Genomic DNA, 25,868 nt, shown 5'->3' on the forward strand with positions numbered 1-25,868 from the left:
CGTTCCGCTCCGTTCATCTTTCCGGCCCGCGGTGACGGCCACGAGTGGCGAGAACGCCGATATCCGTACACTTTCGGACATGAACGTCGTCGCGGTGGTCGTCACGGAGGGGATGCTTCCGTTCGAGCTCTCCCTGGCGTGCGAGGTCTTCGGTTCCGGTCCCCCGGGGCTGGGCGAGCCCTGGTACGACCTCGTCCTCTGCGGCCCGGCCCCGGTGCGGGCCGGACGCTTCACGCTGGAACCCGACCACGGCTTCGACCGGCTGCGCGACGCCGGGACGGTGATCGTCCCCGGGTGGGCCGACATCGACGAGGAGCCGCCCGCCGGCCTGGTCGAGGCGGTGCGCGGCGCCCACGAGGCGGGGGCGCGGGTGGCCTCGCTGTGCACGGGCGCGTTCGTGCTGGCCGCCGCGGGCCTCCTGGACGGCCGCCGCGCGACCACCCACTGGGCCCACGCCCGGGCCCTGGCCGAGCGCCATCCGCTGGTGGACGTCGATCCGGACGTCCTCTACGTGGACGAGGGCAGCATCCTGACCTCGGCGGGGAAGGCCGCCGCGATGGATCTCTGCCTGCATCTGGTCCGTCTGGACCGCGGCTCCGCGATCGCCAACACGGCGGCCCGCCGCCTGGTCGTCCCGCCGCACCGGGCGGGAGGCCAGGCCCAGTTCATCACCGCGCCGGTGCCCGACCGCGACGACCATCCGCTCGCCGACCTGCTCCCCTGGGCGATCGAGCGCCTCGGCCACCCGCTGACGGTCGAGGACCTGGCCCGCCGGGCGAACATGAGCTCACGCAACCTCGCCCGCCGCTTCCGTGCGGTCACGGGCACCACCCCCTTGCGGTGGCTGCTCGACCAGCGGATCCGCCATGCCCAGGAGCTCCTGGAGTCGACCGGCGACAGCGTCGAGTCCATCGCCGCCGCCACCGGCCTCGGCACCGCGACGACCCTGCGCCGCCACTTCAACCGCACTCTCGGCGTCCCGCCCGACACCTACCGCCATACCTTCCGCGGGACCCGTCCTACCTGACGGGGAAGCCGAGCGGTCCGTCCCGAAACGCGCTTGCGGATGGGCGGGACACTGCGGACACTCGAAGAATGTCCAAGGTCCTCGCCGTGGTCTGCCTGGTGGCCGGTGCCATCATCACGGTGGCCGGGTTCACCGGGCTCGTGCGCGCCGCCCAGGACGCCCACGGCTACGAGCACGCGCCCGCCTGCGGGACCGCGGCGGCAGCAGCCGCGCCGGAGAAGAACTGTGTGCTCACTCTGTCCGGCGTCGTCGTGGCCCGGCGGACCTTCCAGGAGACCAAGACCGATCCGAACCCGGCCCCCGCGCCGTTCCCGCAGCAGCCCGCGATCCCGCCCCCCGCACCGCCGGTGCCTCAGTACCGCCTGCTCCCCGCCGCGGCGGCCGAGCGGGTGCTGGCGGCGCGCGAGAGCGTCACCGTGCACGAGATCCGGGTCTGGCTGCTCGACACCACCATCCGGAAGTTCCGGGTGTCCACCGAGCTCTACGACCTGTCCGCCCCCGGCACCCCGGTGACGGTCGACCTGTGGCGCGACCACCCGCTGATGATCACCGTCGACGAGCTGAGCCTGAAGCTGCCGCCGCCCGAGCAGTACCACCTCGACCGCTTGACGATGATCTGGGCGGGCTTCGTGCTGCTCGCCTGCGCCGTCTATCTCAAGCTCGACTTCCTCGGCCCCTTCCCCAACCGGCGGTACCCCCACTACCGTCGCGAGTTCTTCCTGGAGGCCGTCTCCCACCTGGCCATCGTCATGTGCGGCGCCGTCCTCGCGGTCTACTTCGTGAGCATCGTCGTCTCCATCCTGTTCGCCGTCATCTTCTGAGCCGGGACTTCTGAGCCCGGACGCCTCAGGGCGTGAGGGCGTCGGCCCGCAGCGAGGGCAGCGACTCGGGATGGTGCTCGCGCAGATAAGCGATGAGGTGCTCGCGGACGTCGCAGCGCAGGTCGAAGGAGCTGGCCGAGTCGTGGGCGCTCATCAGGGCGCGGAGCTGGACGAGGCCGTTGGGGAGGACCTCGGTGACCTGGAGGGTCCAGTCGACGCGGTCCCACAGCGGGTGCTCCTGGAGATAGGCGTAGAGGACCTTGCGGAGCTCGGGGACGGGGACCGACCAGTCGACGTGCAGGAACACCGAGCCGATGATGCGGCTGCCGTGCCGGGTCCAGTTCTCGAACGGGCTCTCCGTGAAGTAGGAGACCGGGAGGATCAGGCGGCGGTCGTCCCAGACCTTGACGACCACGTACGACAGGGTGAGCTCCTCGACCCGGCCCCACTCCCCCTCGACCACGACCACGTCGTCCAGGCGCAGCGCGTCGCTGAAGGCGATCTGCAGACCGGCGAAGAGGTTGCCGATCGACGGCCGGGCGGCGATGCCGACGACCAGTCCCGCGACGCCCGCCGAGGCGAGCAGCCCCGCGCCCAGCGCCCGCACCTGCGGGAAGGTGAACAGCGCCGTGCCGAGAGCGACGATCACCACCACGACGGCCAGGATCCTGCGGACCAGCATCATCTGGGTCCTCGCCCGGCGGGCGCGGACGTTCCGCGCGCCCTCCACCCGGGTCAGCCGGTTCAGCGCCGGGTCGGTCACCGCGAAGGAGATCCTCAGCAGCAGCCAGGTGACCGCCCCGATGGCGGCGATCCGCAGGACGTGCTCGACGGCGTTCTCCATCCCGCCGTCGAGCAGCCGGTAGGGCATGGCGGCGTTCGCGCTGGCCACGACGGCGGTGACGAACGCCGGGGCCGCGCAGCCCGGCGCCGTGGCCCGCACTCCCGGCCGCCCGCGCGACAACCGCCCCGCGAGCAGCCGCCGGCCGCCCTCCACCACCGTGACGGCCACCGTCACCGAACCGACCAGCAAGATCCACGCCCACAAAGCGGACACCCGACGTCAACTCCCTACAGTCCCACCAGCACTTTCCCTCCCAGTGCTATCCGCCTGTGCCCGCGCCGAACGAGACCTGGGTCACCCCGCTGCCGATCCGTGGCGCTCACCACGGCACGGGACCGTCCTCGGCGAAGAACCCCGCGGTCGGACCGCCGGCCGGAAGGGTGGCCAGCCGCACGGCGACGACGGCGCCCTGGGCGACCGTGAGGAATCCGGTGTGGTCGTTGCTGTCGGTGCCGACGAAGCCGGGCGCGGCCGCGTTGACGAGGATGCCGTCCTTGCGCAGCTCGTTGGCGTAGTTGACGGTCACCGCGTTCAGCGCGGCCTTGGACGGCGAGTAGGCCGCCGACGGCAGCAGCCCCGCGAGGGGACCGTCCGGATCACAGGCGAGGGTCAGCGACGCCGCGTGGCTGCTCACGTTGACGATCCTCGCCTCCGCCGACCGGCGCAGCAGCGGCAGCATCGCGTTCGTCACCGCGATCACCCCGAAGACGTTGGTCTCGAACACCCGCCGCACCATCTCCAGATCGACGGAGCTGGGGACCTGGTCGAAGGCGTCCGCGGGCGAGATCCGCCCCGACCCGGTGATCCCGGCGTTGTTGACCAGGACGTCCAGCCTTCCGAACCGCTCCCCCACGGCTTCGGCGGCGTCCCGGACGCTCCCCGCGTCGGTGACGTCGAGCCCGATCGCGTGGGCGTCGCCCCCGCCCGCCCTGACGGCGGCGCCCGCCTCCTCCCCGAGCCGCGGATCCCGCGCCCCGACCAGCACCGTCATCCCCAGCCCGGCCAGCTGCTCCGCGATCCCGCGCCCGATCCCCTTGTTCGCCCCGGTGACCAGCGCGATCTTCCGTCCTGCGGTGAGCTCGCTCATGTCCGTCCCTCACGGTGAAGGGGGTCCCTCTTCCGGGACCCGCTCTTCACCCCGAGACGACGCGGTCCACGGCTTTGTGACACCTTCGCGAAAATCTTCCGGGAAAGGGGCGAGCCCGCCGAGACGGGGGCTCGCGGCGGGCTCGCGGGTGCTGCCGACGGGGGCACGGCAGCACGGCTGGCGCAGACCCGCGCGTGCCGTGACGGCCCGCGCGAGAGCCTGCTCCACCATTATGTGACAGTCGACACATTCGCGCCATATGTAAAGGACCACGGATCCCGAACGACCTCGACGTTCCCCCGCGCCGTCCCTCACCCGGGCCGGGGGCGCGGGGTGACGAGGCCGGACTCGTAGGCCAGGACGACGAGCTGGGCCCGGTCTCGGGCCTGGAGCTTGGTCATCGCCCTGCTGACATGGGTCTTGGCCGTCGTGGGGCTGATCACCATGTGGGCCGCGATCTCGTCGTTGGACAGGCCGCGGGCCACCAGGGTGGTGACCTCGCGTTCGCGCCGGGTCAGCGCGTCGAGGGCGCCGGGGGCGGGGTCGGGACGGCGGGTGACGTACTCGCCGATCAGGCGGCGGGTGATCGCCGGAGACAGCAGCGCGTCGCCCCGGGCGGCGACCCTGACGCCCTGGAGGAGATCGGCGGGCTCGGTGTCCTTCACCATGAAGCCGCAGGCCCCGGCGCGCAGCGCGTTGAAGACGTACTCGTCGAGGCCGTAGTTGGTCAGCACCACGACATGGACGGCGCTCAGCCGCTCGTCGGCGGCGATCAGCCGGGTCGCCTCGATGCCGTCCATCACGGGCATCTGGATGTCGACGAGCGCGACGTCGGGCCGGTGCTCCAGCGCGAGCGCGACGCCCTGCTCGCCGTTCACGGCCTCGGCGACCACCTCGATATCGTCCTCGATCTCCAGCAGCGCCCGGAACCCGCCGCGGATGAGCGCCTGGTCGTCCACGAGCAGCACCCGGATCACGACGGCCCGCCGAGCGGGAGTTCGGCGCGGACGGTGAAGCCGCCCTCGGGGCGGGGCTCGGCCCGCAGCCGCCCGCCGAGCGCCGCGACGCGCTCCCGCATGCCGAGCAGGCCGGTGCCGGGCACGGGCGGTGCGTCCGGGTCGGCGTCCCCGTCGTCGTCGACCCGGACGACCAGCTCCCCGCCCGCGTAGTCGACCCGGACCTCGGCCGACGCGCCGCCGGAGCGCCGCGAGACGTTGGTGAGCGACTCCTGGATGATCCGGTAGGCGGCCCGGTCCACCTCGGGCGGCAGCTCCCGCCGCGCGCCGGAGATCGTCAGCGTGGCCGTGAGCCCGGCCGAGCGGGCCCGGTCCACCAGATCGTCGAGCAGGTCCAGGCCGCTGGGGCCGGGATCCTCGCTGTCGCGCAGGATCTCCAGGGTCGCGCGCAGCTCCCGCATGGCGTCGCCGCTCGCCTCCTGGATGGCCAGCAGGGCGGGCGGCGCCTCCTCGCCGCGCCTGCGCGCCAGGTGGACGGCCACCCCCGCCTGCACCTTGATGACCGAGATGCTGTGGGTCAGGGAGTCGTGCAGTTCCCTGGCGATGCGCAGCCGCTCCTCGCCGGCGCGCCGCCGGGCGACCTCCTCACGGGTCCGCTCGGCCTCGGCCGCCCGCTCCTGCGCCTCCTCCAGATAGGCCTGCCGGTGCCGGGCGACGATCGCCGCGATCCCGGCCGCGACGAACCAGCCGACCAGGAGCGAGGAGTTCTGCAGGTCCTTGAGCGAGGCGTCCTCTCCCGGCAGGTTCGCCAGCAGGTCGGCGGCGAGGAACGCCGTGCTCGCCAGCGCCGCGGCCACCGGGCGCCCGGCGCCGACGGCGGCGAACACCATCACCATCACGGGGAAGGCCGCCGCGGGTCCCGGCTGGATCCGCACGTCGACCATGAGCATGCAGGCCGTGCTGACCAGCAGCGCCGCCAGCGGTGCCCGCCGCCAGCCGGCGAGCGCGAGCGATCCGCCGAGCGCGGCGAGGTGTTCCAGGGCGCCCGCGTGCGGCGTGACGGCCACGACGACCGAGAGCAGAACCGCCATTCCCGCGGCGAGCAGGCCGTCCTGGGTGCCCGGACGCCGCACGTCAATGAAGCTCATCTGCGCAGATTATTGGCTGTTTCCGGCAGATTCCTCGGCTGGAAGTGCCGCCGTCGACTACTACCGGCGGAGTAGCCGGGCCGTTCCTGCTCCCCTCGCGTCAGCCCCAGGAGTCTCCCCTCGCACGACGACCGGAGGCCGTCGCGGAGCCGACCATGTCCGGCATGAAGACGACACAAGCAAGGAAGCCGGAATCGGTCGCCCGTCCTGAGGCGCGGCCGGGCCTCACGCTGGCCGCGGTGGCGGTCGTGCAGTTCATGGTGTCGCTCGACCTGTCGGTCGTGAACGTCGGGCTCCCGCGGATCGGCTCCGGCCTGGGCTTCAGCGCGGTGGGCCTGACCTGGGTGATCCATGCCTACGCGCTGACGTTCGGCGGGCTGCTCCTGCTGGGTGGCAAGGCCGCCGACCGGTACGGGCGCAAACGGGTCCTGCTGCTCGGCCTCGGGCTGTTCGGCCTGGCCTCGCTGCTCGGCGGCCTCGCCCAGGAGCCGGGCCATCTGGTCGCCGCGCGGGCCGCGCAGGGCGTCGGGGCGGCGGCCCTGGCTCCTGCCGCACTGTCGCTGCTGACCACGACGTTCACGGCCGGAAGGGCCCGGGTCCGTGCCTTCGGGGTGTGGAGCGCGACGAACGCCGCCGGAGGCGCCCTCGGCGTCCTGATCGGCGGGCTGCTCACGGAGTACGCCGGCTGGCGCTGGGTGATGTTCGTGAACGTCCCCATGGCGGCCTGCGCGCTCGCCCTGGTCCTGCGCGGCGTCACCGCCTCCCCGCCGGTCGCGCGGGCCGGGCGCCCCGACGTGCTCGGCGCGGTCCTGGCCACCGCGGGCCTGACCCTGCTGGTCTTCGGCGTCGTCCGCACCGACGGTCACGCCTGGACCTCCCCCGCGACCCTGTCGACCCTGGCGGTCTCCGCCGCGCTGCTGGCCGGCTTCGTCGTCGTCGAGCGGACGACCCGGCGCGATCCGCTGGTCCGGCCGGGGCTGTTCGCCCACCGGACGGTCTCCGTCGCGAACGCCTACACGCTCCTGGTCGGGGCGGTCATGGCGTCCTCCTTCTACTTCATGTCCCTCTATCTCCAGCGGGTGCTGGGGACGGGCCCCGCGCTGACCGGGCTGGAGTTCCTGCCGTTCGCCCTCGGCGCGGTCGCCGGGTCCGTGCTCGCCATCAAGCTCGGCTACCGTGTCGCGCCGCGGACCCTGCTCTTCCTCGGCGGGCTGCTCGCCTCGGCCGGTTTCGCCTGGTTCGGCCTGATCAGCCCGGACGGCACGTATCTCGTGGACGTCCTGGGGCCGTCGATCATCGCCAGCGTCGGCTTCGGGCTCTGCCTCGGGCCCGTCGTCTCCATCGCCACGGCCGGGGTCGCACCCGGTGAGACGGGGACCGCGTCGGCCCTGCTCAACAGCTCCCGCCAGATCGGAGCCTCGCTCGGGCTCGCCGCCCTCGGCACCGCCGCGCACGACCGGACGGGACACGCCGTCACCACCGAGGCGCTCAACGACGGGTACGCGCTCGGGCTGACCCTCGGCGCGGTGATCCTGGCGGCGGTGGCCCTGCTCGCCCTGGCGCTCCCGCGCGGCACCGGTCCCGCCTCCTGGGCCGAACCCGCGGACGGTGCCGCGTGAGCGCCGCGGAACCCGGGCTGCTGCGGCCGCACGTCCGGGGCTTCGCCACCGTCGTCGTCCTGCAGGTGATCGGTGCCGTCGCGGGGCTGGCACCGCTCCTGGCCGTCGCCGAGCTGGGCCGTGCCCTGCTGGCGCCCGGTCCCGCCGACGAGGGCCGGGTCTGGACGGTCGTGGCCGCGGGGGCGGCGGGCCTGCTCGTCCGGCTGCTGTGCACGACCGTCGCCTCCGGCCTCGGGCATCTCCTCGACGGCCGGGTGCAGCTGGCGTTCCGGCGGCGGCTGGCCGAGCGGCTGGGGAGCGTGCCGATCGGCTGGTTCTCCCGCCGTGGGACCGGGGAACTGGCCAAGGTCGTGGGCGAGGACGTCAGCGCCGTCCATCCGTTCATCGCCCATGCCCCGGGCGAGCTCGTCTCGGCGTTCGTGGTGCCGGCGGTGTCGCTGGCCTACCTGTTCACCGTCGACTGGCGGCTGACCCTGATCACCCTGGTCCCCGTTGTCTTTGCGGTCGCGCTCGTGCCGCTGATGATGACGCCGGAACGGCTGCGCGAGCAGCGGGAGTTCGACGCCGCGATGTGCCGGATCGCCGACTCCGTGGTCGAGTTCGTCCAGGGCATCGCGGTGGTGAAGGCCTTCGGCGGGACCGAGCGGACCCACCGGGCCTTCCGCACGGCCGTCGACGACTTCACCGGCGCCTTCCTCCGCAGGGTGCACGGCCTGGCCAGGGCGGCGGCCGGGATGCAGGTGGCGCTGTCGCCGCCCTTCGTGCTGCTGGCCGTGCTGACCGGGGGGGCGGTCCTGGTGACGGACGGCTCCCTCGCGCCGGCGGACCTGCTGCCGTTCCTGCTGCTCGGCCTGGGTCTGACCGCCCCGGTGGCGGCGCTGGGCCATGGCTTCGACGATCTGCAGAGCGCCCGCCGCGCGGTCGGCCGGATCCGGGACGTCCTGGAGGTTCCGTCGCTGCCGGAGCCCGCCGGACCCATCGAGCCGCGGGGGCACCGGATCGAGCTGCGCGGCGTCCGGTTCGGCTACCGGGACGGCCACGCGGTCCTGCGCGGGATCGATCTCGTGCTGGAGCCCGGCACGGTCACCGCGATCGTCGGGCCCTCGGGGGGCGGGAAGTCCACGCTGGTGCGGCTGCTGCCCCGCTTCTTCGATCCGGACGAGGGCTCGATCTCCCTCGGCGGCGCCGACCTGCGCGACATCGGCGGCCATCGGCTCCACCGGATGGTCTCCTTCGTCTTCCAGGACGTGCGGCTGCTGCGGGCGTCGGTCGCCGAGAACATCGCCCTGGCGGTCCCGAGGGCCGGTCTCGACGACGTCGTGCGCGCCGCCCGGCTGGCGGACGTCCACGAGCGGATCCTGGAACTGCCCCGCGGATACGACACCGTGCTCGGCACGGAGGCCGTGCTGTCGGGCGGCGAAGCCCAGCGGATCTCGATCGCGCGAGCGCTTCTCGCCGACGCCCCGGTCCTGGTGCTCGACGAGGCCACCGCCTTCGCCGACCCCCGGACCGAGCGGGCGGTGCGCCGCGTTCTGACCGAACACTCCGGCGACCGGACGACGCTGGTCATCGCCCACCGGCCGGAGACCATCGCCGATGCCGACACCGTCGTGGTGCTGGAGGACGGGGTGATCGTCGAGCGCGGCGACCCCGCGGCTCTGCTCGCCCTCGACGGGCGGTTCGCCGCGTTCTGGCGCGCCCGCCGGTCACCGGACGGCAACGCTCTTCTCGAGGAGGGACTCCGATGATCCGCATGCTGCTGCGCGTCCTGGGCGAGGAGTACGCGCCCCCGGTGCGGCGCACCGTGGCCCTGATGACGGTCACCGCGGTGGTCGAGGGGCTGTCGTACGGCCTGCTGGTTCCGATCCTGCGGGCGCTGTTCGGTACCCACCCGGCGGACGCCCGGCCGTGGCTGGCCGCGTTCGGGATCGCTGTCGCCCTCTACGCCGCGCTGCGCTACGCGGGCGACCTGTCGGGCTTCCACGCCGGGACCACGCTGCTGCGCGGCATGTACCACCGGCTCGGCGACCAGCTGGCCCGGCTGCCCGTCGGCTGGTACGGAGCGGGGCGGGCCGGGGAGGTGTCGGTCCTGGCCGGGCGGGGCGTGCTGCGGGCGATGAGCGTGATCGCACATCTGCTGGGTCCCTTCATCTCGGCCTGGGTGACCCCCCTGACGATCGTCGCCGTCATGACGGCCTTCGACCGGCGCCTCGGCCTGGCCGCCCTGGCCGCCGTCCCGGTGGTCGCGGCGATCCAGGTCCTGGCGGGACGCTCGATGGCCGCCGCCGACGCCGAACGCGCCGGACGCGACCACGAGGCCGCCGACCGGGTCATCGAGTACCTCCAGGCCCAGCCCGTCCTGCGGGCCGGGGGCAGGACCGCCGAACGCTTCCGGCTGCTCGACGACTCGCTCCACGACCTCCAGCGCGGCTCCCGCCGGTCCGTGCTGGCGGCGCTGCCCGCGACGGTCGCCCTGACTCTCACCGTGCAGGGGTTCTTCACCGCGCTGCTCTTCCTCGGCGCCGCTCTCGCCCTCGGCGGCGGCATCGGGGCCGCGGACCTGCTGGCGGTCCTCGTGCTGGCCGCCCGCTGCGCCGATCCGCTGCTCTCGCTGGCCGAGATGGGCGGACGGCTGCGCGGAGCCCGTTCCGAGCTGGCCCGGCTCGACGCGGTCCTGCGCGCCGAGCCCCTGCCGGAGGCCGCCGAGCCGGTCGAACCGGTGGGCCACGCGCTGGAGTTCGCGTCCGTGGTCTTCCGGCGCGGAGACCGCACGGTGATCGACGGTCTTTCGCTGTCGGTTCCGGAGGGGCAGCGGCTCGCCGTCGCCGGGCCCTCCGGTGCCGGGAAGAGCACCCTGCTCCAGCTGATCGCGCGCTTCCACGACGTGGATGCGGGCGCGGTCCGTGTCGGCGGCGCCGACGTGCGCTCGATCGGCACCGAGGACCTGATGCGGCGGATCGCCGTCGTCTTCCAGGACGTCCACCTCTTCCACGGCACGATCGAGGAGAACGTCCGTCTCGGCCGTCCGGGAGCGAGCGACGCCGAGGTGCGGGAGGCAGCGGCGGCGGCCCGGCTGGACGAGGTGGTCGACCGGCTTCCCGACGGCTGGGCGACCGAGGTCGGCGAGGGCGGCGCCCTGCTGTCGGGCGGCGAACGCCAGCGCGTCTCGATCGCCCGCGCCCTGCTGAAGGACGCCCCGATCGTCCTCCTGGACGAGATCAGTTCGGCCCTTGACCCCGTCAACGAGGCGGCCGTCCATGCCGGGGTCGAACGCCTCATGGCGGGCCGCACAGTGATCATGGTCGCCCATCGGCTCCGCGCCCTCCAGCACGCCGACCGGGTCGTCCTTCTCCAGTCCGGCCGCGTCACCGCCGAGGGCACGCACCGGGACCTGCTGACCCGCGACGGCCCTTACGCCGCCTTCTGGAACCCCGAACCCGCCACCCTCTGACGTCCCATGCACTCACCCGTCCGCGAAACTCCTGACCACCGCCTCCGCACGACCACCCGCCCCGCCCCGCCCGTCGTGGAGACGCTGGGACGAGGAGTGCCTCGAGCCGCTGCGTTCGGGCACCGTGGGCCGGGTGGCGTTCGACGATCTACGCGGACCCGCCATCGCCCCCGCCGCGGCGGCCCGCCCGTGGATCGGCGAGCTCGGCGACGAGGCCTGCTACCGGTTCACCCCGACCTCGCTCAGCGGCCGCCGCATCCGGAACCCGGAGGGCCGGAGGCATCCGGAGACCGGTTCCGCGCCGAATACCGGGCATGCCGCTCTTCTCCCTCGCTGACGCCGCCCTCGACCGCAGTGTGGTCCTCGGATACACCCGGATCGGGTACCGGCTGCGCGAACCCCACTGGAAACCGCTGCCGGAGCGCCTGACCGGGGCCTACATGATCACCGGGGCGACCTCGGGGATCGGCGGGGCGGCCGCGGCCGCGCTGCTCGCGCTCGCCGCCCGCGTCCACCTGCTCGCCCGCGACCGCGGGCGCGGGGAGGCGGCCGTCTCCGAGCTGCGCCGGGCCGCACCGGACGCCGACGTACGGCTGTGGCTGTGCGACGTCAGCGATCTGGGCGACATCGCCCGGTTCGCCGAGGAGTTCCTGGCCTCGGAACCCGGCCCGCTCCAGGCGCTCGTCCACAACGCGGGCGTCTTCCCCGCCGAGCGCACCGAGACCCCGCAGGGGCACGAGACCGCCCTGGCCACCCATGTGCTCGGCCCGCACCTGCTGTCCCTGCTGATGGCTCCGCGGCTCGCCCTGGCCGGGCCCGGACGGCTGATCTGGGTCACCTCAGGCGGCATGTACGCCCGCAGGCTCGACCAGGACGACCCGGAGTACAAGGAGGGCGCCTACCGCGGCGGCGTCGCCTACGCGCGGACCAAGCGCATGCAGGTCGTCCTCGCCGAGCTGTGGGCGGCCGCCGAACCGCCCGGCCGCATCGTCGCGCACTCCACCCACCCCGGCTGGGTCGACACCCCCGGCCTCGCCCATGCCATCCCCCGCTTCCGGACGCTCGTCTCCCCCGTCATCCGCACCCCCGGCCAGGGCGCCGACACGATCGTCTGGCTGTGCACCGCGACCCCGCCCACCCGGGTCAGCGGACGCCTCTGGCACGACCGCGCGTCCCGCCCGGCCCACTACGTCCCCTGGACCCGCGAGACGCCCGCAGCCCGCGCGGCCCTCTGGGATCTCTGCACCGGAGCCGCCGCCCCTTTCCTCCCCTGATCGGCCGTCTGACCCGGTGACGGCCGGTCGCGGCGGACCATGAGAGAGGATGAACGCCGGGACCCTTCCTGGGAAGCGTGGGAACGCAAAGGAGATCGGTGATGTTGGATTCGATGGCCACGGCCGCCGACATGAAGCTGGCGACCCTGTTCGCCGGCATCGCGGTCGTGCTGCTGACCGGCGTGTTATTCGGCCGGATCGCGCAGTCGCTCCGCCAGCCGATCGTGATCGGCGAGATCGCGGCGGGCATCGTGCTCGGGCCGAGCCTGCTGGGGCTCCTCCCGGGCGACCCGAGCGGCCTGTTGTTCCCCGCGGAGGTCCGTCCGCTGCTGTCGGCCGTCTCCCAGGTCGGCCTCGTCCTGTTCATGTTCATGGTCGGCTGGGAGTTCGAGAAGCGCCTGATCAAGCCGCACGTCGGGATGGCGGCCGGGATCTCGCTGTCCTCGGTGGCGTTAGCCTTCGGCCTCGGCGCTCTCTCGGCCGTGGTCCTCTACGACGGCCACGACACCGTGAACGGAGAGCACATCTCCTTCACCGCTTTCGCGACCTTCATGGGCGCGGCCATGTCGGTGACGGCCTTCCCCGTTCTCGCCCGGATCCTGTCGGACCACCGGCTCTCCGACACCCGGGTCGGCACGCTCGCCCTGGCCAGCGCCGCGATCGACGACGTCCTGGCCTGGTGCATGCTCGCCTACGTCTCCGCGCTGGTCACCTCGGGCGGCGACCCCGGCGACCTTTTCATGATCGCCATCCGCGGCGTGGTCTACGTGGCTCTGATGTTCCTGGTGGTCAGGCCGCTGCTGGACGCGATCACCTGGCGGTTCGCGGGCAAGGAGCGCTGGCGGGCGCTGCTGGTGGTGCTGTGCGCCGGGGCCCTGCTGTCGGCGTGGGCGACGACCTGGATCGGCATCCACGCGATCTTCGGGGCGTTCCTGTTCGGTTTCGTCACCCCGCGCGAGCCCGCCCACCTGCTGGTGGAGCACATCCGCAGGCCACTGGAGCAGATCAGCCTGATCCTGCTGCCGGTCTTCTTCATCGTCACCGGCCTGGGCGTCGACATCGGCGGCCTGACCGGCACCCGGTACCTCGAGCTGGCCCTGATCCTCGCGGTCGCCTGCTCGGGCAAGCTCCTGGGCTCCGTCATCCCCGCCCGCCTGTCCGGTCTCCCCTGGCGCGAGGCCGGGACCCTGGGCCTGCTCATGAACACTCGCGGCCTCACCGAGCTGGTCATCCTCAACGCCGCCGTGAGCCTGGGCGTCCTCGACGGCCAGATGTTCACCATGATGGTCATCATGGCCCTGTTCACCACCGCCCTGGCCGGCCCCCTCCTGCCCCGCGGCCCGGCCCTCGAGGCCCTCCGGTCCCGGCCCGAACCCGCCAAGACCTGATCCCGGCGGCCTGATCTCCGCGGCCTGGTCCTCAGGATCCGGCCGCCGCGGGAACCCCGGCGAAGGTGCGGGCGGTCGCGGTGACGCACAGGCGGTCGTCGCGGCCGCTGTCGCGGAGTTCGGCGTGGCCGAGACCGTGCCGCACGTGGGCGGTGGCGGTGGCCGGGCCGATCCGGACGGGCTGGAGGTAGCGCAGGGCCAGCGAGGACAGGGTACGGCCGGGCTCGAGGGACAGGAACGCCTCCTCCACCGCGAGGGCGATGAGCCCGCCCCCGACGGTGCCGGAGGCGTTGATCCCCTCCTCGGAGCGCTGCAGGACGGCCACCCCCGGTCCGCGGCGTGCGCATCCGGCGCGTTCGGCGAACGGCACCGCCAGCGGCTCACCCGGCGGCAGCCCCGCGGCGGCGGACGGGATCGGCGGCATCACGATGGCCGGATCCGGGACGACCATGAACGATCCGGTCGCGGTGCCGATCGGCTCCCCGCTCTCGTCGGCGAACTCGATTCCGGCGACGAACACCGACCGCCCGGACTTGACGACCCGGCACACCCCCGTGACCGTCCCGGAACCCGGTGCGGGCCGGTAGAGATGGACGTCCAGGTCCAGTGTCACCGGCACCCGAGGCGTCATGACCTCGACGGCCAGCCGTCCGGCCAGGTAGTCGGCCCATGAGGCCAGGATCGAGGTCCGCAGCCGCCCCGTCCCCGGCGCGTGCATCTCCGGGGTGATCCACCCGCTCCCGTGCATCTCCCCGCCGTCCAGCCGGATCCCGAAGCCCAGCTCCAGCAGGATGCTCCGGCGACGCTCCTCCCCCACGATGCCTCCCCGTCCGGCTCCCGCCGGTGAATACAACGTTCTCAATCGGAAGAATATCCGTACCATTCCGGCCGGGATGAGCCGGGGCGGGCTCGTCCGGGGACCGGCTGCCCGGCACGGCCGCGGGATGCGGCAGGATCGGCGCGACGGAGTCGGCCCCTCGGACGGATCGAATGGCGTGAGCTGGGAGATGCTGGTCGCGGGCGTCGCGGCGGGGATGGCCGTCGCCGTCGTGACGGCGCCCGTCGGCGTCTCGGGGGCGGTGTTCCTGCTGCCGATCCAGCTCAGCGTGTTCGCGGTGCCGAGCCCCGCGGTGACGCCGACGAACCTGCTGTTCAACGTGGTCTCGGTGCCCGGCGCGCTGATGCGCTACCGCCGCGCCGGCCGGCTGGGCGGGCCGCTGACCCGGCTGCTGCTGGCGGGCACGCTTCCGGGGGTGGTGGCGGGGGCCGTGATCCGGGTGGCCGCCGTCCCGGGACCACAGGTGTTCCGGCTGCTGGTCGCGGTGCTGCTGCTCCCGCTGGGTCTCTGGCTGTGCGCCCGGACCCTGCGCCCGCCGCGCCACCGCGACGTGAAGCCGCCCGGCCCCCGGACGATCACCATCCTGGCCGTCGCGGTCGGCGCCGTCGGCGGTGTGTACGGCATCGGCGGCGGGTCGCTCCTGGGCCCCATCCTCGTCGGCCGCGGCCTGCCGGTCGCCGCCGTCGCCCCCGCCGCGCTGGCCTCGACGTTCCTGACCTCGGTCGCCGGGGCCCTCACCTACTCCCTGATGTCCTTGGCCTCCGACGGCAGCATCGCCCCCGACTGGGTGCTGGGCCTGGCCTGCGGAGCGGGCGGCCTGGCGGGCGGATACCTGGGCGCCCACCTCCAGCCCCTGCTGCCCGAGAAGGCCCTGCGCCTGCTGCTCGGCGGCCTGGCCCTCGCCCTCGCCCTCCTCTACCTGGGCCAGGCGCTCCTCTGAAACGGCCGGCCGGAAACGGAAGCACCCGCCGGGGCGACAGGAGCAGGCCTGACGGCGCTGCCAAGAGGCCTTGAGGCCGCCAGGCCTCGGCCCTGGTGGGTGGCTAGGAGTTCTGGATCTGCTGGACGGCGAACTGGGCGCCCTGGTCGTTCATGCCGTTGAAGAAGTAGAACAGGTGGGAGATCGGGTTGCCGGTGCTGCCCTGGCAGACGAAGTCGCTCTTCTCGCAGTAGTCCTTCATCCGGGAGGCGTAAGCCGCCAGCTCGCCCTTGGTGCGGGGCTTGTCGCCGCTCTTGCCCGGCTCGAACGTCCCGGCGTTGTAGGGCTCGCCCGCGACGAAGCGCGGGTCGCCGTACAGGACGATCGCAGCGATCCTTCCGGGCACCGTCACGGACACCTCGCCGGCGTTCTTCCCCACGAGCCGGCCGGCGGGCGGAACCAGGGAGTCGCCGGTCACCTGGGCGCCCTGCGAGTAGCCGATCAGGATGTACCGCTGGTCGGGGCAGGCCGCGGACTCGTCGTTGAGCAGCTTGATCAAGGCCGTGACCCCGGCCTCGGGACTGGTGTCGAAGTTCGGCGCGGCGGGGTAGACGAGCTCGGTGTACTTGGTCCGGCCGGGCAGCGCATTGGCGATCTTGTCGCCGATCGGCTTCTGCAGCCAGCTGCCGCTCTGCGGTTCGAACGTGCCGCGCGAGGAGATGACGCTGACCGGCTTGCAGTCGGCGGCGCTCGCGGGCAAGGCCGGGGCGATGACGCTCACCCCGCTGGTGAGCGTGACGAGCGCGGCCGCATGAGCGGCTGTGCGGATGACGCGGGACTCGACCATGGTGCGGACTCCTGACGTTGACGCCGGGCGGGTCGCCCACTCTCGCCCCGGAACGTCGCCGGAGATACGGAGTTCACGAAGACGTCCGCACACCACATTGTTATGGGTGTAACAAAGCTGCCCCCACCGCCCGGTGGACCCTGACGTCCGGGGTCGCGGGAAGGTGCCGGGGTTGAGATGGCGGGGGTTGAGCGGACAATGGCGAGTGTGATTGTCGACTGCGCGATCTACCGGTCCGGCGTGCGCCAGGACTTCGACGGCGGCCTCAGCGAGACCCTCGCCATCGCCAAGGGCGAGGACGGAGGCAAGGCGTTCGCCTGGATCGGGCTGCACGAGCCCACCGAGGAGGAGTTCCACGGCCTCCGCGAGGAACTCGGGCTGCATCCGCTCGCGGTGGAGGACGCCGCCAGCGGCCACCAGCGGCCCAAGCTCGAACGCTACGGCGACATGGTGTTCGTGGTCGCCAAGACCGCCTCCTACGGCGGCGACTCCCAGGTGACGCTCGGCGAGATCATGCTGTTCGTCGGCACCGACTACGTCATCACCGTCCGGCACGGGAAGGCCAACCCCCTCCGCGACGTGCGGCGGCGGCTGGAGGCCGATCCCGCCCTCCTGTCCAAGGGGCCCAGCGCCGTCCTGTACGGGGTCTGCGACGAGATCGTCGACGCCTACGACCAGATCACGCACGACATCGAGGCGGACCTGATCACTCTGGAACGCAAGATCTTCGCCAGGGGCGCCCAGGACGTCACCGAGCAGGTCTACGGCCTGAAGCGCGAGGTCCTGGAGTTCCGGTCGGCGGAGGACCCGCTCATCCCCGTCGTCCAGGAGATCGCCAAGGGCCGGGTGACGCAGTGCGACGGCACCGAGGAGCTCTTCCGCGACGTCCTGGACCACCTGCTGCGCATGGACCGCGCGATCGACGCCCACAACGAACTGCTCACCAACATCCTCACCGCCCACCTCGCCCTGCTGGGCAAGCAGCAGAACGAGGACGTCCGCAAGATCTCCGCCTACGCCGCCCTCCTGGCCATCCCCACCCTCATCGCGGGGATCTACGGCATGAACTTCGAGCACATGCCCGAGCTCTCCTGGACGGCCGGCTACCCCCTGGCCATCGGCTCCATGGCCGGGGTCTGCGCCCTCGTCCACCGCCGGTTCAAGAAGAGCCACTGGCTCTAGGGTTCGAAACAGACCTAGAGCGGGTCCGCCGGTTCGAGTTCGGCGCGGAGCTTCTTCAGGGTCTGGGCGAGCAGCCGGGAGACGTGCATCTGGGAGATGCCCATCTCGGCGGCGATGTCGCTCTGGGTCTTGTTGCCCCAGAACCGCAGCAGCACGATGGTGCGTTCGCGGGCCGGCAGCGATTCCAGGAGGGGCCGGACCGCTTCGATGTCGACGAGATGGGACAGGGCGTGCTGGTGCTCTCCCAGGGTGTCGCCGATGGTGGTGTCGTCGCTCCAGCCGGGGCTGTCGAGGGAGTCGGGGTGGTAGGCGACGTCGGCGTTGAGGGCGTCGATGATCTCGTCCTCGCTCACCTCGAGCAGCCGGGCGCTCTCGCTGACGGTCGGCGCCCGGCCCTGGTCCTGGTAGAAGTCCGCGGTCGTCCTGCGCAGGGCGAGCCGCAGTTCCTGGACCCGCCGGGTGACGTGCATCGCCCAGGTCGTGTCCCGGAAGTGCCGCTTGATCTCCCCGCTGATGGTGATGCTCGCGTACGGATGGAAGTGGTCGCCGAGCAGCGGGTCGAACCCGTTGACGGCCTTGACCAGGCCGACCATGCCGGCCTGGACCACGTCCTCGGGCACGGGCCTGTTGCCCGCGTACCGCCGCGCGATGGCCCGGACGTAGGGCTGGTACAGCTCCGCCATCCGGGTGCGGATGTCCTCGCGTTCCGAGGCCGCCTTCGTCCCGGGTTCGTCGGCGAGCGCGGCGAGCCGCCTGAGCAGCTCCTCGGGCTCTCCGCTGGAGAAGGGCAGGTCGGCCCGCTCGTTCGAGCTCATCTTTCCTCCGTGCTGGGGGTCGGACGGGCGCGGGCTAGGCGATCTTGTCGTAGAGGGAGGCGGTCTCGCGGGCGATCCGGTCCCAGCTGTGCCGCGAGGCCACCCGGTCGGCGGCGGCGATGCCGAGGGCCTCGCGGCGGACGGGGTTGGCGAGCAGGTCGCGGACGCGGCGGGCGAGGGCGCCCGGCTGGAGGTCCGGCACGAGCACGCCGGTGATGCCGTCCACGACGGTGTCCCGGTGGGCGCCGGAGTCGTGGGCGATGACGGGGACGCCGCAGGCCATGGCCTGGAGGGCGATGGTGCCGTAGGGGTCGTGGTGCAGGGCCAGGACGAGGTCGGCCGAGCGGATGAGCCGGGGGGCCTGCTTGCGGGCGAGTTCGCCGAGCATGATGACGCGGTCGTCGACGCCGAGGTCCTTGGCGAGCGTGCGGAGCTCGGTGGCGTCGGGGTCGGTCTCCAGGTCGGCGGCGTGCGGTCCGCCCGCGATGACGAGCTCGGTGCCGGGCAGCCGGGTCAGCGCTCGCACGGCCAGGTGGGCGCGGGAGTCCGGTCCGGTCAGCACGAGCAGGCGGTGACGCTCGCCGCGCGGGGCGACGGGGCCCCGCTCGGTGAACTCCTCGGTGTCGACCCCGGTGGGCAGGACGGCGATGCGGGTGCGGGGCACTCCGAGCCGGACCAGGTCCTCGCGGTCGTCGCCGCACGGGACGGTCGAGGCGGCCGCGGACCGGCCGAGCGCGCGCTCGAGGCGGGCCTTCGCGGCGGGATCCACGCGTGCGGCGTGGGGGGCGGGCGGCCCGTAGGTCTGGAGCAGCGGAAGACGCCGGCCCGCCGCGAGCTGCTCGGGAGAGGCGGAGATCTCGTCGGCGCCGAGGCTGCGGGAGGCGGTCATGGCGGCGAGACCCGAGGTCCAGCCGTGCGCGTGGACGACGTCGGGGCCGGTCTTGGCCCACCGCCTGGCCAGCGCCTCACCGAAGGCGCCCAGATGCGGGAGCAGGTCGGCGCCGTCGAGGGGGCGTTCGGGGCCGGCCGGGATCGGGTCGACCACCACGTTCGCCGCCAGCGTGGTACGGCGCTTGCCCGGCTTCTCGCTCCGGGTGTGAATGGTCACGTGATGCCCCTGCTCGCCCAGCTCACGGGCCAGCGGGGTCACCTGGTCGATACCGTCGACGGCGATCATCGAGATCTTCATGAGAGGCTCCCAGCTGGAGGCGCAGGAGCAGTCCCGGAAAGACGAAAGAGTGCCGTCAGGACGCGCTCACGCGCCTCCGGATTGATACTTCGGCAGATCAGAAAACCTGCCACCGGAGGGCGTGCCTGCGTCTTAGGCACTCGCTGATGAGTATGCCACGTTCTCGCGGCCGGTGGAACCGCATTCGCCGGATCATCGGTGGATCACCGCGCCTGTTAGGCTGCGGAACATGCCCGTCGCCGCCCGTCTCGCCCCTGGTTGCCGCCCTCGCGGCTGCCGGGCGCCCGCACGGCGCGTGCACGGCCGAAGGGTCCGGTACGCGATCGGCTCCGATCCCGGCCAGGTCAACGGCATGCGATGGCCCCGCGCGCCGCGCATGACGCAGGGCGCCTGAGCACACCTTCCGCCGCCCGTCCGCCGCCTTCGTCGCGGCGAGACGGCCGGGCCCTGCCCCTCTGCGTGGAGACGCGATCGGTGTTCACCATCGAGCCGACGGCCGGGACGCGTGTCCCGGCGGAGGAGTTTCCGCATGTCCAGCACGTTCTTCGTTCCGGCCCCCGCGGGCCGGGCCCCCGACGCCGAGGGTTATTTCGGCGCGTTCGGCGGCACGTTCGTCCCCGAGGCGCTCGTCGCCGCGGTGGCGGAGGTCGCCGCCGAGTACGAGCGGGCCAAGGCCGATCCGCGGTTCGCCGCCGAGCTCGGGGCACTGCTCGCCGACTACACAGGCCGGCCGAGCGCCCTGACCGAGGTCCCCCGGTTCGCCGGGCACGCCGGCGGCGTCCGGATGTTCCTCAAGCGCGAGGACCTGAACCACACCGGCTCCCACAAGATCACGAACGTCCTCGGGCAGGCGCTGCTCGCCCGGCGGATGGGCAAGCGGCGGGTGATCGCCGAGACCGGTGCCGGGTCGCACGGCGTGGCGACGGCCACCGCGTGCGCCCTGTTCGGCCTCGAGTGCGTCATCTACATGGGCGAGGTCGACATGGAGCGCCAGGCGCTGAACGTCGCCCGGATGCGGATGCTCGGCACGCGGGTCGTCCCGGTGGCGTCCGGGTCGCGGACCCTGAAGGACGCCATCAACGAGGCGTTCCGGGACTGGGTCGCCCACGTCGATTCCACGCACTACCTGTTCGGCACGGCGGCGGGCCCGCACCCGTTCCCCGCGATGGTCCGCGACTTCCAGCGCGTCATCGGCGTCGAGGCCCGCGGCCAGCTCCTGGACAGGACCGGGAGCCTGCCCGACGCGGCGGTCGCCTGCGTCGGCGGCGGATCCAACGCCCTCGGCCTGTTCCACGCCTTCCTGCCCGACACCGGTGTGCGCCTGGTCGGCTGCGAGGCCGCCGGGCACGGCGTCGCCTCCGGCGAGCACGCGGCGACGCTGTCGGCGGGCGAGCCCGGCATCCTGCACGGCTCGCGCTCCTACGTCCTCCAGGACGAGGAGGGCCAGATCCTCGAGGCGCACTCCATCTCCGCTGGCCTGGACTATCCGGGCGTCGGCCCCGAGCACGCGCATCTCAAGGAGCTCGGGCGCGCCGAGTACCTGCCGATCACCGACGACGAGGCGATGGAGGCGTTCCGGCTCCTGTCGCGCACCGAGGGGATCATCCCGGCGATCGAGAGCGCCCACGCGCTCGCCGGGGCCCTCGTGATCGGCAGGGAGCTCGGCCCCGGCGGCCTGCTCCTGGTCAACCTGTCCGGCCGCGGCGACAAGGACATGGACACCGCCGCCCGCCACTTCGGCCTCTACGGCACCGAGGGAGAGTTCCTGTGAACGGCAACCTGCGGCTTCTGGCCGACACCTTCGCCGCGACCAGGGCCGAGGGCCGCGCCGCGCTCGTCGCCTACCTCCCGGCCGGCTACCCGACCGTCGACGGCGGCATCACCGCGATCACGACGGTCCTGGACTCCGGCGCCGACGTCTTCGAGATCGGGCTGCCGCACAGCGACCCGGTCCTGGACGGCCCCGTCATCCAGACGGCCGACGACATCGCGCTGCGCGGCGGTCTCAGGATCGCCGACGTCATGCGGACCGTCCGGGAGACCTTCGCCGCCACGGGCAAGCCCGTCCTGGTCATGTCGTACTGGAATCCGATCGTCCGCTACGGCGTCGAGCGGTTCACCACCGAGCTCGCCGAGGCGGGCGGGGCGGGCTGCGTCCTGTCCGACCTGCCCGTCCAGGAGTCGGCGGAATGGTGCGAGCACGCCGCGCGACGGGATCTGGCGACGGTCTTCGTCGTCGCGCCGAGCACCGGGGACGACAGGCTGAGGCGCATCACGGCCGCCGGATCCGGTTTCGTCTACGCCGCCTCGACCATGGGCGTCACCGGCGTCGGCGACATCGGCGCCTCGGCGGCCGATCTCGTGCGCAGGACCAGGGCGGTGACCGATCTGCCGGTCTGCGTCGGCATCGGGGTCTCCACGCCCGGCCAGGCCGCCGAGGTCGCGGGCTTCGCCGACGGTGTCGCCGTCGGCACCGCCTTCGTCCAGGCCCTGCTCGACTCCCCCGGCGAGGAGGCGGGACTGGCATCGCTGCGCTCCCTCACGAACGCCCTGGCCGGGGGCGTCCGCGTGGCGGCACGGACCTGACCGGGTGACCGGCTCCCGGGTTCACGGGAGCCGGCCGTCCGGCGGTTCAGTGGGAGCAGGCCTCGCGGGCCATCTTGGCGGGGTTGGAGTCGGCGCTCCCCCAGGCGGCGGCGTTGGCGTCGAACGCCTGGTAGAGGGCGCCGTCCCGGACGACCTCGACGAGGCCGCCCGGCTGGTCGGCCCAGACCCGGTAGTCGGCCTGGCGGTACTCGTTGTTCGTGTACGCCGACAGGACGTCCTTCAGCCCGCCCTGGTTGTTGAACATCGAGTGGCTGCCGAAGCCGACGAAGACGCGCGGGTGCTCGCGGCCGAGTCCCGCGCTCGCGCGGACGGCGTCCCAGCTCTCGGCCGAGCCCCACGCCACGACCCGGTGGCCGCCGTGCGCGCTGAGGAGCAGCCGGTCCCGTACCCAGGTGGTGCCCGAGCGCCTCCAGACGACGTCGACGTGCTCGAAGTCGTGCCGGTGGCCGGACGGCCTGAAGCCGCTGGTCGCCTGGTAGATCGTGAACGTCACCCGGTACTCGTCGGAGGAGCACCGCTGGGCGGTGTAGTAGGTCGGGAACGCCGAGCCGTGCGGGGCGCATCCGCCGTCGCTGTTGGGCCAGTTCTGCACGGCGCCGCCGTCGGCGGGGGCGCCGGCGGAATCGAAGGCGGCCTCGGGCCAGCAGGGGTCGTTGCCGTTGGCGCGCGGGAAGTTCCACTGCGGCACCGACCTGGCCGCGAAGTCGCCGGGAGCGGAGGGATCGGGCAGCGGGACGTTCGCCGCCGCGGGGGCCGTGACCAGCAGTCCGGCCAGCGGCAGGGTCACCAGCGCGCACAGCCGGGCGGATCGGGGTGAGAGGGACAACGGGCTTCTCCTCATGCTCATGATCCACAAGGCTCGGCGCACATCGTAAACCCCTCAAGCCGGGACGGAAAGGGACGATCGACGGCATTCGGCCCGGCCCGGGTACGAGGACCCGGGCCGGACGGTCATGAGGGTCAGGGCGTCCAGGGCGCGGCCAGGCGCCAGGTGGTGTCCTCGGAGTAGTGCGCGGTGGTGTCGCGCGGTTCCGTCCCGCCCGAGGCGGCGATCCAGACCTCGGAGTCGTAGTGGCGGAGCGAGGAGGAGGGCAGGTTGAGGGAGGTCAGCGTCACGTCGCCCGAGCCGTAGCGGCCGGGCTGGGCGCAGAAGGTGGCGTCCTGGTCGAACAGGATGCCGCCGTCGCGTGCGTCCTTGCGGATGCGGAAGGCGGAGTGGCGCAGGTAGTGGCCGGGGAAGTTGCGGGACTCGAAGGAGTAGCAGCTCGGCTCGGCCAGGCCGGGCCGGATGACGAAGGTCGCGTCGGCCTTGAGCACGGCGTCGCTGCCGGAGGTCACGACGTCGGTGCGGCCGAGGCTCGCCTGGTGCCGCAGGTAGCGGTCGGTGAAGCCGGGCGTGACGACCTGGAACGAGCGGGCCTGCCCGGTCGGCAGGTCGGCCGAGCTGCGCCACCAGGGGGTGGAGAGATTCCAGGTGGCGTCCGCGGCGAAGCCGGCCGGGTTGTCCCAGGCGTTCGCGCCGCTGCTGTTGGAGATGAAGACCTCGGAGTTGATGTGCCGCAGGTAGCGGCCCGGCAGGTTCGAGGACTCCAGCGAGGTGCCGCCGGCGGCGAGTCCGGTCCGCGCGCAGAACGTGGCGTCGGCCGCGAACAGCGCGCTGCCGTCGTTCGCGTCCCTGCGGACCCGGTAGCCGGAGTGCCGCAGGTACTGGCCGGGGGTGCCGCGCGACTCGAACGACACGCACGAGGCGTTCGCCAGGCCCGGCCTGACCACGAAGGTGGCGTTCTTCTTGTCGGCCTCCCCGCTCGCGGCCGTGACGACGGACGTCACCGCGGGCGCTGCGGGCACGCTGAGGGACCGGTCGGTGTAGCCGCTCGTGGTGACCTTCAGCGAGATGGGTGAGCCGACCGGCAGATAGGTCCCCTGTCCCGCGGCCTTCACGCTGTTGTTGACGGCGAGGACCTGCGCGAAGTCCATCTTCCGCACCTGCCGGTCATAGGTGAAGAAGCCGTTGACCTCGTTCTCCACGTCGGTCGGTTCGGTGTAGACCGACGCCGACAGCCCGCGGGTGGCGACGAGCTCGCGCAGCTGCCCCGTGATGTCGACGTAGCTCCGGGTCAGCGAGGCGGCGTCGGGCAGCATCACGTAGCTGGCGCCCTTGCCGGGTGCGTACTCGTGCCCGGGGACGCTCATGCCCAGGCCGCCGTACTCGCCGAGGACCGCGATCCGTGACGCCGTCGGCTGGTGGGGCATGCCCGGACCGACATAGATGTGGTCGTCGATGGTGTCCCCGTTGCCGCCGTCGAATCCGCAGCAGTTGGAGCCGGAGTTGTTGGTGACGAGCCTGCTGGGGTCCCAGCCCTTGACGAGGTCGGCGATCCGGGCGGGATCGTACTCGCCCCAGCCCTCGTTGAACGGAACCCACAGGACGATCGAGGTGATGCCCTTGAGGTGGTCGATCATCCGGTGGAGCTCGTCCTCGAAGGCCGCCTTCGCGGCCGGGGTGCCGGGCACGCGGGCCGGGGAGGGCATGTCCTGCCAGACCATCAGGCCCAGTCTGTCCGCCCAGTAGTACCAGCGGGCCGGTTCGACCTTGATGTGCTTGCGGACCATGTTGAAGCCGAGGGCCTTCTGCTCCTGGAGGTCGAACTTGAGGGCGGCGTCGGTCGGCGCGGTGTAGACGCCGTCCGGCCAGTAGCCCTGGTCGAGGGTGCCGAGCTGGTAGACGAACCTGCCGTTGAGGACCGGCCGCAGGACGCCGCCGACGACGGCCTTGCCGATGGAGCGCATGCCGAAGTAACCGCCGACGACGTCACCGCCGCCGGTGCCCGTCAGGGTGACGCGCAGGTCGTACAGGAACGGGTCGTCGGGCGTCCAGAGGTGCGCGTTCGGCACCGGGACCCGCAGATGGGCTCCCTGGGCACCGGTCGCGGTGCCGACGACCTGCCCGCCGGACAGGACCTCGGCGCGCACGCCCTGGGCCGTCCCGGTCACCTGGGAAAGGACGTCGACGACGCCCGCGCCGAGGTCGGGGACGGTGTCGAGGCGGGTGATCCGGGCCGCGTTGACCGGCTCCAGCCAGACGGTCTGCCAGATGCCGCTGGACGCGGTGTAGAAGATGCCGCTGGGATCGAGGCGCTGCTTGCCCACCGCGACGTCGGCGGCGTCCACGGGTGAGTGGACCCCGACGATGACCTCGTTGGAACCGGCGCGCAGCGCGCTCGTCACGTCGAAGGAGAACGGGTCGAACCCTCCGGTGTGAGAGCCGACGGACGTCCCGTTGATCCACACCTGGGAGCGCTGGGTGACGGCGCCGAAGTTGAGCTGGACGTTCCGGCCGCTCCAGCCCGCCGGGACGGTGAACGTGCGCCGGTACCACATGGAGTTCTCGTGGCGTTTGATCCCCGACAGCGCCGATTCGATCGGGTAGGGCACCAGGACGGTCTCGGCGAGGTTCTGGCCGGTCGGCGGGGTGGTGAGGCTCGAGGCCCCGGCGAAATGCCACTGGCCGTTGAGGCTCTGCCAGTCGGGCCGGGTGAGCTGGGGGCGGGGGTAGTCGGGCAGCGGGTCGGTGAGGGACACCTGGCCGGTCCACGGCGTGACCATCGGCGGCGTCTTCGGCTCGTAGGCGGCCTGCGCGGCGCCGGGCGACGCCACGAGCGCGGTCGCGAGCAGCGACAGCGTCGTCAGGAGGGAAAGGAGCACTCTGCCTGCACGGTGCGTTCTTCGCATCGTCTCTCGTTCTCTTTCGGGGGGTGGTCGAGCACGAGTCGTAGGGGTGCCGCCTGGGCGGGGTGACGCGGCGGTGCCCGTTCTGCCGGGCCTTGCGGGGGGAGCCCTCCTCTCGGGACGGTGG

23 protein-coding genes are annotated in these 25,868 nt (G+C 72.7%); 13 read left to right on the plus strand and 10 right to left on the minus strand.

Going from position 1 to position 25,868, the window contains the following annotated elements; all coding sequences use genetic code 11:
- Positions 1-79: 79 nt before the first annotated feature.
- Complete coding sequence (locus ABD785_RS01720; RefSeq protein ID WP_344821340.1) at positions 80-1,027, plus strand: helix-turn-helix domain-containing protein; 948 nt, start codon at positions 80-82, stop codon at positions 1,025-1,027.
- A 68-nt stretch (positions 1,028-1,095) separates the two neighbouring features.
- A complete protein-coding gene (locus tag ABD785_RS01725; RefSeq protein WP_344821341.1) occupies positions 1,096-1,848 on the plus strand; it encodes a hypothetical protein in 753 nt (250 codons plus the stop codon).
- Positions 1,849-1,873: 25 nt separating this feature from the next.
- On the opposite strand, the gene ABD785_RS01730 is transcribed toward ABD785_RS01725, so the two are convergent.
- The 4 genes from ABD785_RS01730 to ABD785_RS01745 form a co-directional block, all read right to left on the minus strand.
- A complete protein-coding gene (locus tag ABD785_RS01730) occupies positions 1,874-2,905 on the minus strand; it encodes a mechanosensitive ion channel family protein (RefSeq protein ID WP_344821342.1) in 1,032 nt (343 codons plus the stop codon).
- Between the two features lie 106 nt (positions 2,906-3,011).
- On the minus strand, positions 3,012-3,779 hold the full coding sequence (locus ABD785_RS01735; RefSeq protein WP_344821343.1) for an SDR family NAD(P)-dependent oxidoreductase: 768 nt from the start codon (positions 3,777-3,779) through the stop codon (positions 3,012-3,014).
- 311 nt (positions 3,780-4,090) lie between these two features.
- Positions 4,091-4,756, minus strand: coding sequence for a response regulator (locus ABD785_RS01740; RefSeq protein ID WP_344821344.1), 666 nt, complete (start codon positions 4,754-4,756; stop codon positions 4,091-4,093).
- Positions 4,753-5,883, minus strand: a complete 1,131-nt coding sequence (locus ABD785_RS01745; RefSeq protein ID WP_344821345.1) for a sensor histidine kinase — start codon at positions 5,881-5,883, stop codon at positions 4,753-4,755. Before ABD785_RS01745 ends, ABD785_RS01740 begins: the two co-directional genes overlap by 4 nt.
- 164 nt (positions 5,884-6,047) lie before the next feature.
- Between ABD785_RS01745 and ABD785_RS01750 the strand changes: the two genes are divergently transcribed.
- The 6 genes from ABD785_RS01750 (at position 6,048) to ABD785_RS01775 (ending at position 13,615) form a co-directional block, all read left to right on the plus strand.
- Positions 6,048-7,502, plus strand: coding sequence for an MFS transporter (locus ABD785_RS01750; RefSeq protein ID WP_344821346.1), 1,455 nt, complete (start codon positions 6,048-6,050; stop codon positions 7,500-7,502).
- Positions 7,499-9,250, plus strand: a complete 1,752-nt coding sequence (locus ABD785_RS01755; protein WP_344821347.1) for an ABC transporter ATP-binding protein — start codon at positions 7,499-7,501, stop codon at positions 9,248-9,250. The genes ABD785_RS01750 and ABD785_RS01755 overlap by 4 nt, the downstream gene beginning before the upstream one ends.
- Positions 9,247-10,953, plus strand: coding sequence for an ABC transporter ATP-binding protein (locus ABD785_RS01760; protein WP_344821348.1), 1,707 nt, complete (start codon positions 9,247-9,249; stop codon positions 10,951-10,953). Before ABD785_RS01755 ends, ABD785_RS01760 begins: the two co-directional genes overlap by 4 nt.
- A 133-nt stretch (positions 10,954-11,086) precedes the next feature.
- Positions 11,087-11,290: a hypothetical protein gene (locus ABD785_RS01765; protein ID WP_344821349.1), complete on the plus strand. Its 204-nt coding sequence runs from the start codon at positions 11,087-11,089 to the stop codon at positions 11,288-11,290.
- Positions 11,268-12,227 carry an SDR family NAD(P)-dependent oxidoreductase gene (locus tag ABD785_RS01770; protein ID WP_344821350.1) on the plus strand — a complete coding sequence of 320 codons (960 nt, stop codon included), beginning with the start codon at positions 11,268-11,270 and terminating at the stop codon, positions 12,225-12,227. The genes ABD785_RS01765 and ABD785_RS01770 overlap by 23 nt, the downstream gene beginning before the upstream one ends.
- 101 nt (positions 12,228-12,328) lie before the next feature.
- Positions 12,329-13,615 (plus strand): cation:proton antiporter, encoded by a 1,287-nt coding sequence (locus ABD785_RS01775; protein WP_344821351.1) that lies wholly within the window; start codon positions 12,329-12,331, stop codon positions 13,613-13,615.
- Between the two features lie 31 nt (positions 13,616-13,646).
- On the opposite strand, the gene ABD785_RS01780 is transcribed toward ABD785_RS01775, so the two are convergent.
- Positions 13,647-14,432, minus strand: coding sequence for a PaaI family thioesterase (locus tag ABD785_RS01780; RefSeq protein WP_344821352.1), 786 nt, complete (start codon positions 14,430-14,432; stop codon positions 13,647-13,649).
- Between the two features lie 178 nt (positions 14,433-14,610).
- Here ABD785_RS01780 and ABD785_RS01785 point away from each other — a divergent pair, with 178 nt between their 5' ends.
- Positions 14,611-15,393, plus strand: coding sequence for a TSUP family transporter (locus ABD785_RS01785; protein ID WP_344821353.1), 783 nt, complete (start codon positions 14,611-14,613; stop codon positions 15,391-15,393).
- A gap of 103 nt (positions 15,394-15,496) precedes the next feature.
- On the opposite strand, the gene ABD785_RS01790 is transcribed toward ABD785_RS01785, so the two are convergent.
- On the minus strand, positions 15,497-16,219 hold the full coding sequence (locus tag ABD785_RS01790) for a cutinase family protein (protein ID WP_344821354.1): 723 nt from the start codon (positions 16,217-16,219) through the stop codon (positions 15,497-15,499).
- Between the two features lie 198 nt (positions 16,220-16,417).
- Here ABD785_RS01790 and ABD785_RS01795 point away from each other — a divergent pair, with 198 nt between their 5' ends.
- Positions 16,418-17,401: a magnesium and cobalt transport protein CorA gene (locus ABD785_RS01795; protein ID WP_344821355.1), complete on the plus strand. Its 984-nt coding sequence runs from the start codon at positions 16,418-16,420 to the stop codon at positions 17,399-17,401.
- 14 nt (positions 17,402-17,415) lie between these two features.
- On the opposite strand, the gene ABD785_RS01800 is transcribed toward ABD785_RS01795, so the two are convergent.
- Together ABD785_RS01800 and ABD785_RS01805 are read right to left on the minus strand one after the other, a co-directional pair.
- A complete protein-coding gene (locus ABD785_RS01800) occupies positions 17,416-18,216 on the minus strand; it encodes a SigB/SigF/SigG family RNA polymerase sigma factor (RefSeq protein WP_344821356.1) in 801 nt (266 codons plus the stop codon).
- Positions 18,217-18,250: 34 nt separating this feature from the next.
- Positions 18,251-19,405, minus strand: a complete 1,155-nt coding sequence (locus ABD785_RS01805) for a glycosyltransferase (protein WP_344821357.1) — start codon at positions 19,403-19,405, stop codon at positions 18,251-18,253.
- A 229-nt stretch (positions 19,406-19,634) separates the two neighbouring features.
- On the opposite strand from ABD785_RS01805, the gene trpM reads away from it, so the two are divergent.
- The 3 genes from trpM (at position 19,635) to trpA (ending at position 21,991) form a co-directional block, all read left to right on the plus strand.
- Entirely contained in the window at positions 19,635-19,799 is a 165-nt protein-coding gene (gene trpM / locus ABD785_RS41240) for a tryptophan biosynthesis modulator TrpM (protein WP_425547713.1), read from the plus strand.
- Positions 19,800-19,934: 135 nt separating this feature from the next.
- Positions 19,935-21,176, plus strand: a complete 1,242-nt coding sequence (trpB, locus tag ABD785_RS01810) for a tryptophan synthase subunit beta (RefSeq protein ID WP_344821358.1) — start codon at positions 19,935-19,937, stop codon at positions 21,174-21,176.
- A complete protein-coding gene (gene trpA / locus ABD785_RS01815) occupies positions 21,173-21,991 on the plus strand; it encodes a tryptophan synthase subunit alpha (RefSeq protein WP_344821359.1) in 819 nt (272 codons plus the stop codon). The genes trpB and trpA overlap by 4 nt, the downstream gene beginning before the upstream one ends.
- Before the next feature lie 46 nt (positions 21,992-22,037).
- On the opposite strand, the gene ABD785_RS01820 is transcribed toward trpA, so the two are convergent.
- Together ABD785_RS01820 and ABD785_RS01825 are read right to left on the minus strand one after the other, a co-directional pair.
- A complete protein-coding gene (locus ABD785_RS01820; protein ID WP_344821360.1) occupies positions 22,038-22,838 on the minus strand; it encodes an NPP1 family protein in 801 nt (266 codons plus the stop codon).
- A gap of 134 nt (positions 22,839-22,972) precedes the next feature.
- Positions 22,973-25,717 (minus strand): AbfB domain-containing protein, encoded by a 2,745-nt coding sequence (locus ABD785_RS01825; RefSeq protein ID WP_344821361.1) that lies wholly within the window; start codon positions 25,715-25,717, stop codon positions 22,973-22,975.
- Between the last annotated feature and the right edge of the window lie 151 nt (positions 25,718-25,868).

It is taken from the genome of Actinocorallia longicatena, assembly GCF_039534125.1.
Classification (GTDB): domain Bacteria; phylum Actinomycetota; class Actinomycetes; order Streptosporangiales; family Streptosporangiaceae; genus Actinocorallia; species Actinocorallia longicatena.

Coding starts and splice junctions, on each gene's coding strand:
- ABD785_RS01720 (WP_344821340.1), top strand. CDS start 80: ATGAACGTCGTCGCGGTGGTCGTCACGGAGGGGATGCTTCCGTTCGAG.
- ABD785_RS01725 (WP_344821341.1), top strand. CDS start 1,096: ATGTCCAAGGTCCTCGCCGTGGTCTGCCTGGTGGCCGGTGCCATCATC.
- ABD785_RS01735 (WP_344821343.1), bottom strand. CDS start 3,779: ATGAGCGAGCTCACCGCAGGACGGAAGATCGCGCTGGTCACCGGGGCG.
- ABD785_RS01745 (WP_344821345.1), bottom strand. CDS start 5,883: ATGAGCTTCATTGACGTGCGGCGTCCGGGCACCCAGGACGGCCTGCTC.
- ABD785_RS01750 (WP_344821346.1), top strand. CDS start 6,048: ATGAAGACGACACAAGCAAGGAAGCCGGAATCGGTCGCCCGTCCTGAG.
- ABD785_RS01760 (WP_344821348.1), top strand. CDS start 9,247: ATGATCCGCATGCTGCTGCGCGTCCTGGGCGAGGAGTACGCGCCCCCG.
- ABD785_RS01770 (WP_344821350.1), top strand. CDS start 11,268: ATGCCGCTCTTCTCCCTCGCTGACGCCGCCCTCGACCGCAGTGTGGTC.
- ABD785_RS01775 (WP_344821351.1), top strand. CDS start 12,329: ATGTTGGATTCGATGGCCACGGCCGCCGACATGAAGCTGGCGACCCTG.
- ABD785_RS01790 (WP_344821354.1), bottom strand. CDS start 16,219: ATGGTCGAGTCCCGCGTCATCCGCACAGCCGCTCATGCGGCCGCGCTC.
- ABD785_RS01795 (WP_344821355.1), top strand. CDS start 16,418: ATGGCGAGTGTGATTGTCGACTGCGCGATCTACCGGTCCGGCGTGCGC.
- ABD785_RS01800 (WP_344821356.1), bottom strand. CDS start 18,216: ATGAGCTCGAACGAGCGGGCCGACCTGCCCTTCTCCAGCGGAGAGCCC.
- ABD785_RS01805 (WP_344821357.1), bottom strand. CDS start 19,405: ATGAAGATCTCGATGATCGCCGTCGACGGTATCGACCAGGTGACCCCG.
- trpM (WP_425547713.1), top strand. CDS start 19,635: ATGCCCGTCGCCGCCCGTCTCGCCCCTGGTTGCCGCCCTCGCGGCTGC.
- trpB (WP_344821358.1), top strand. CDS start 19,935: ATGTCCAGCACGTTCTTCGTTCCGGCCCCCGCGGGCCGGGCCCCCGAC.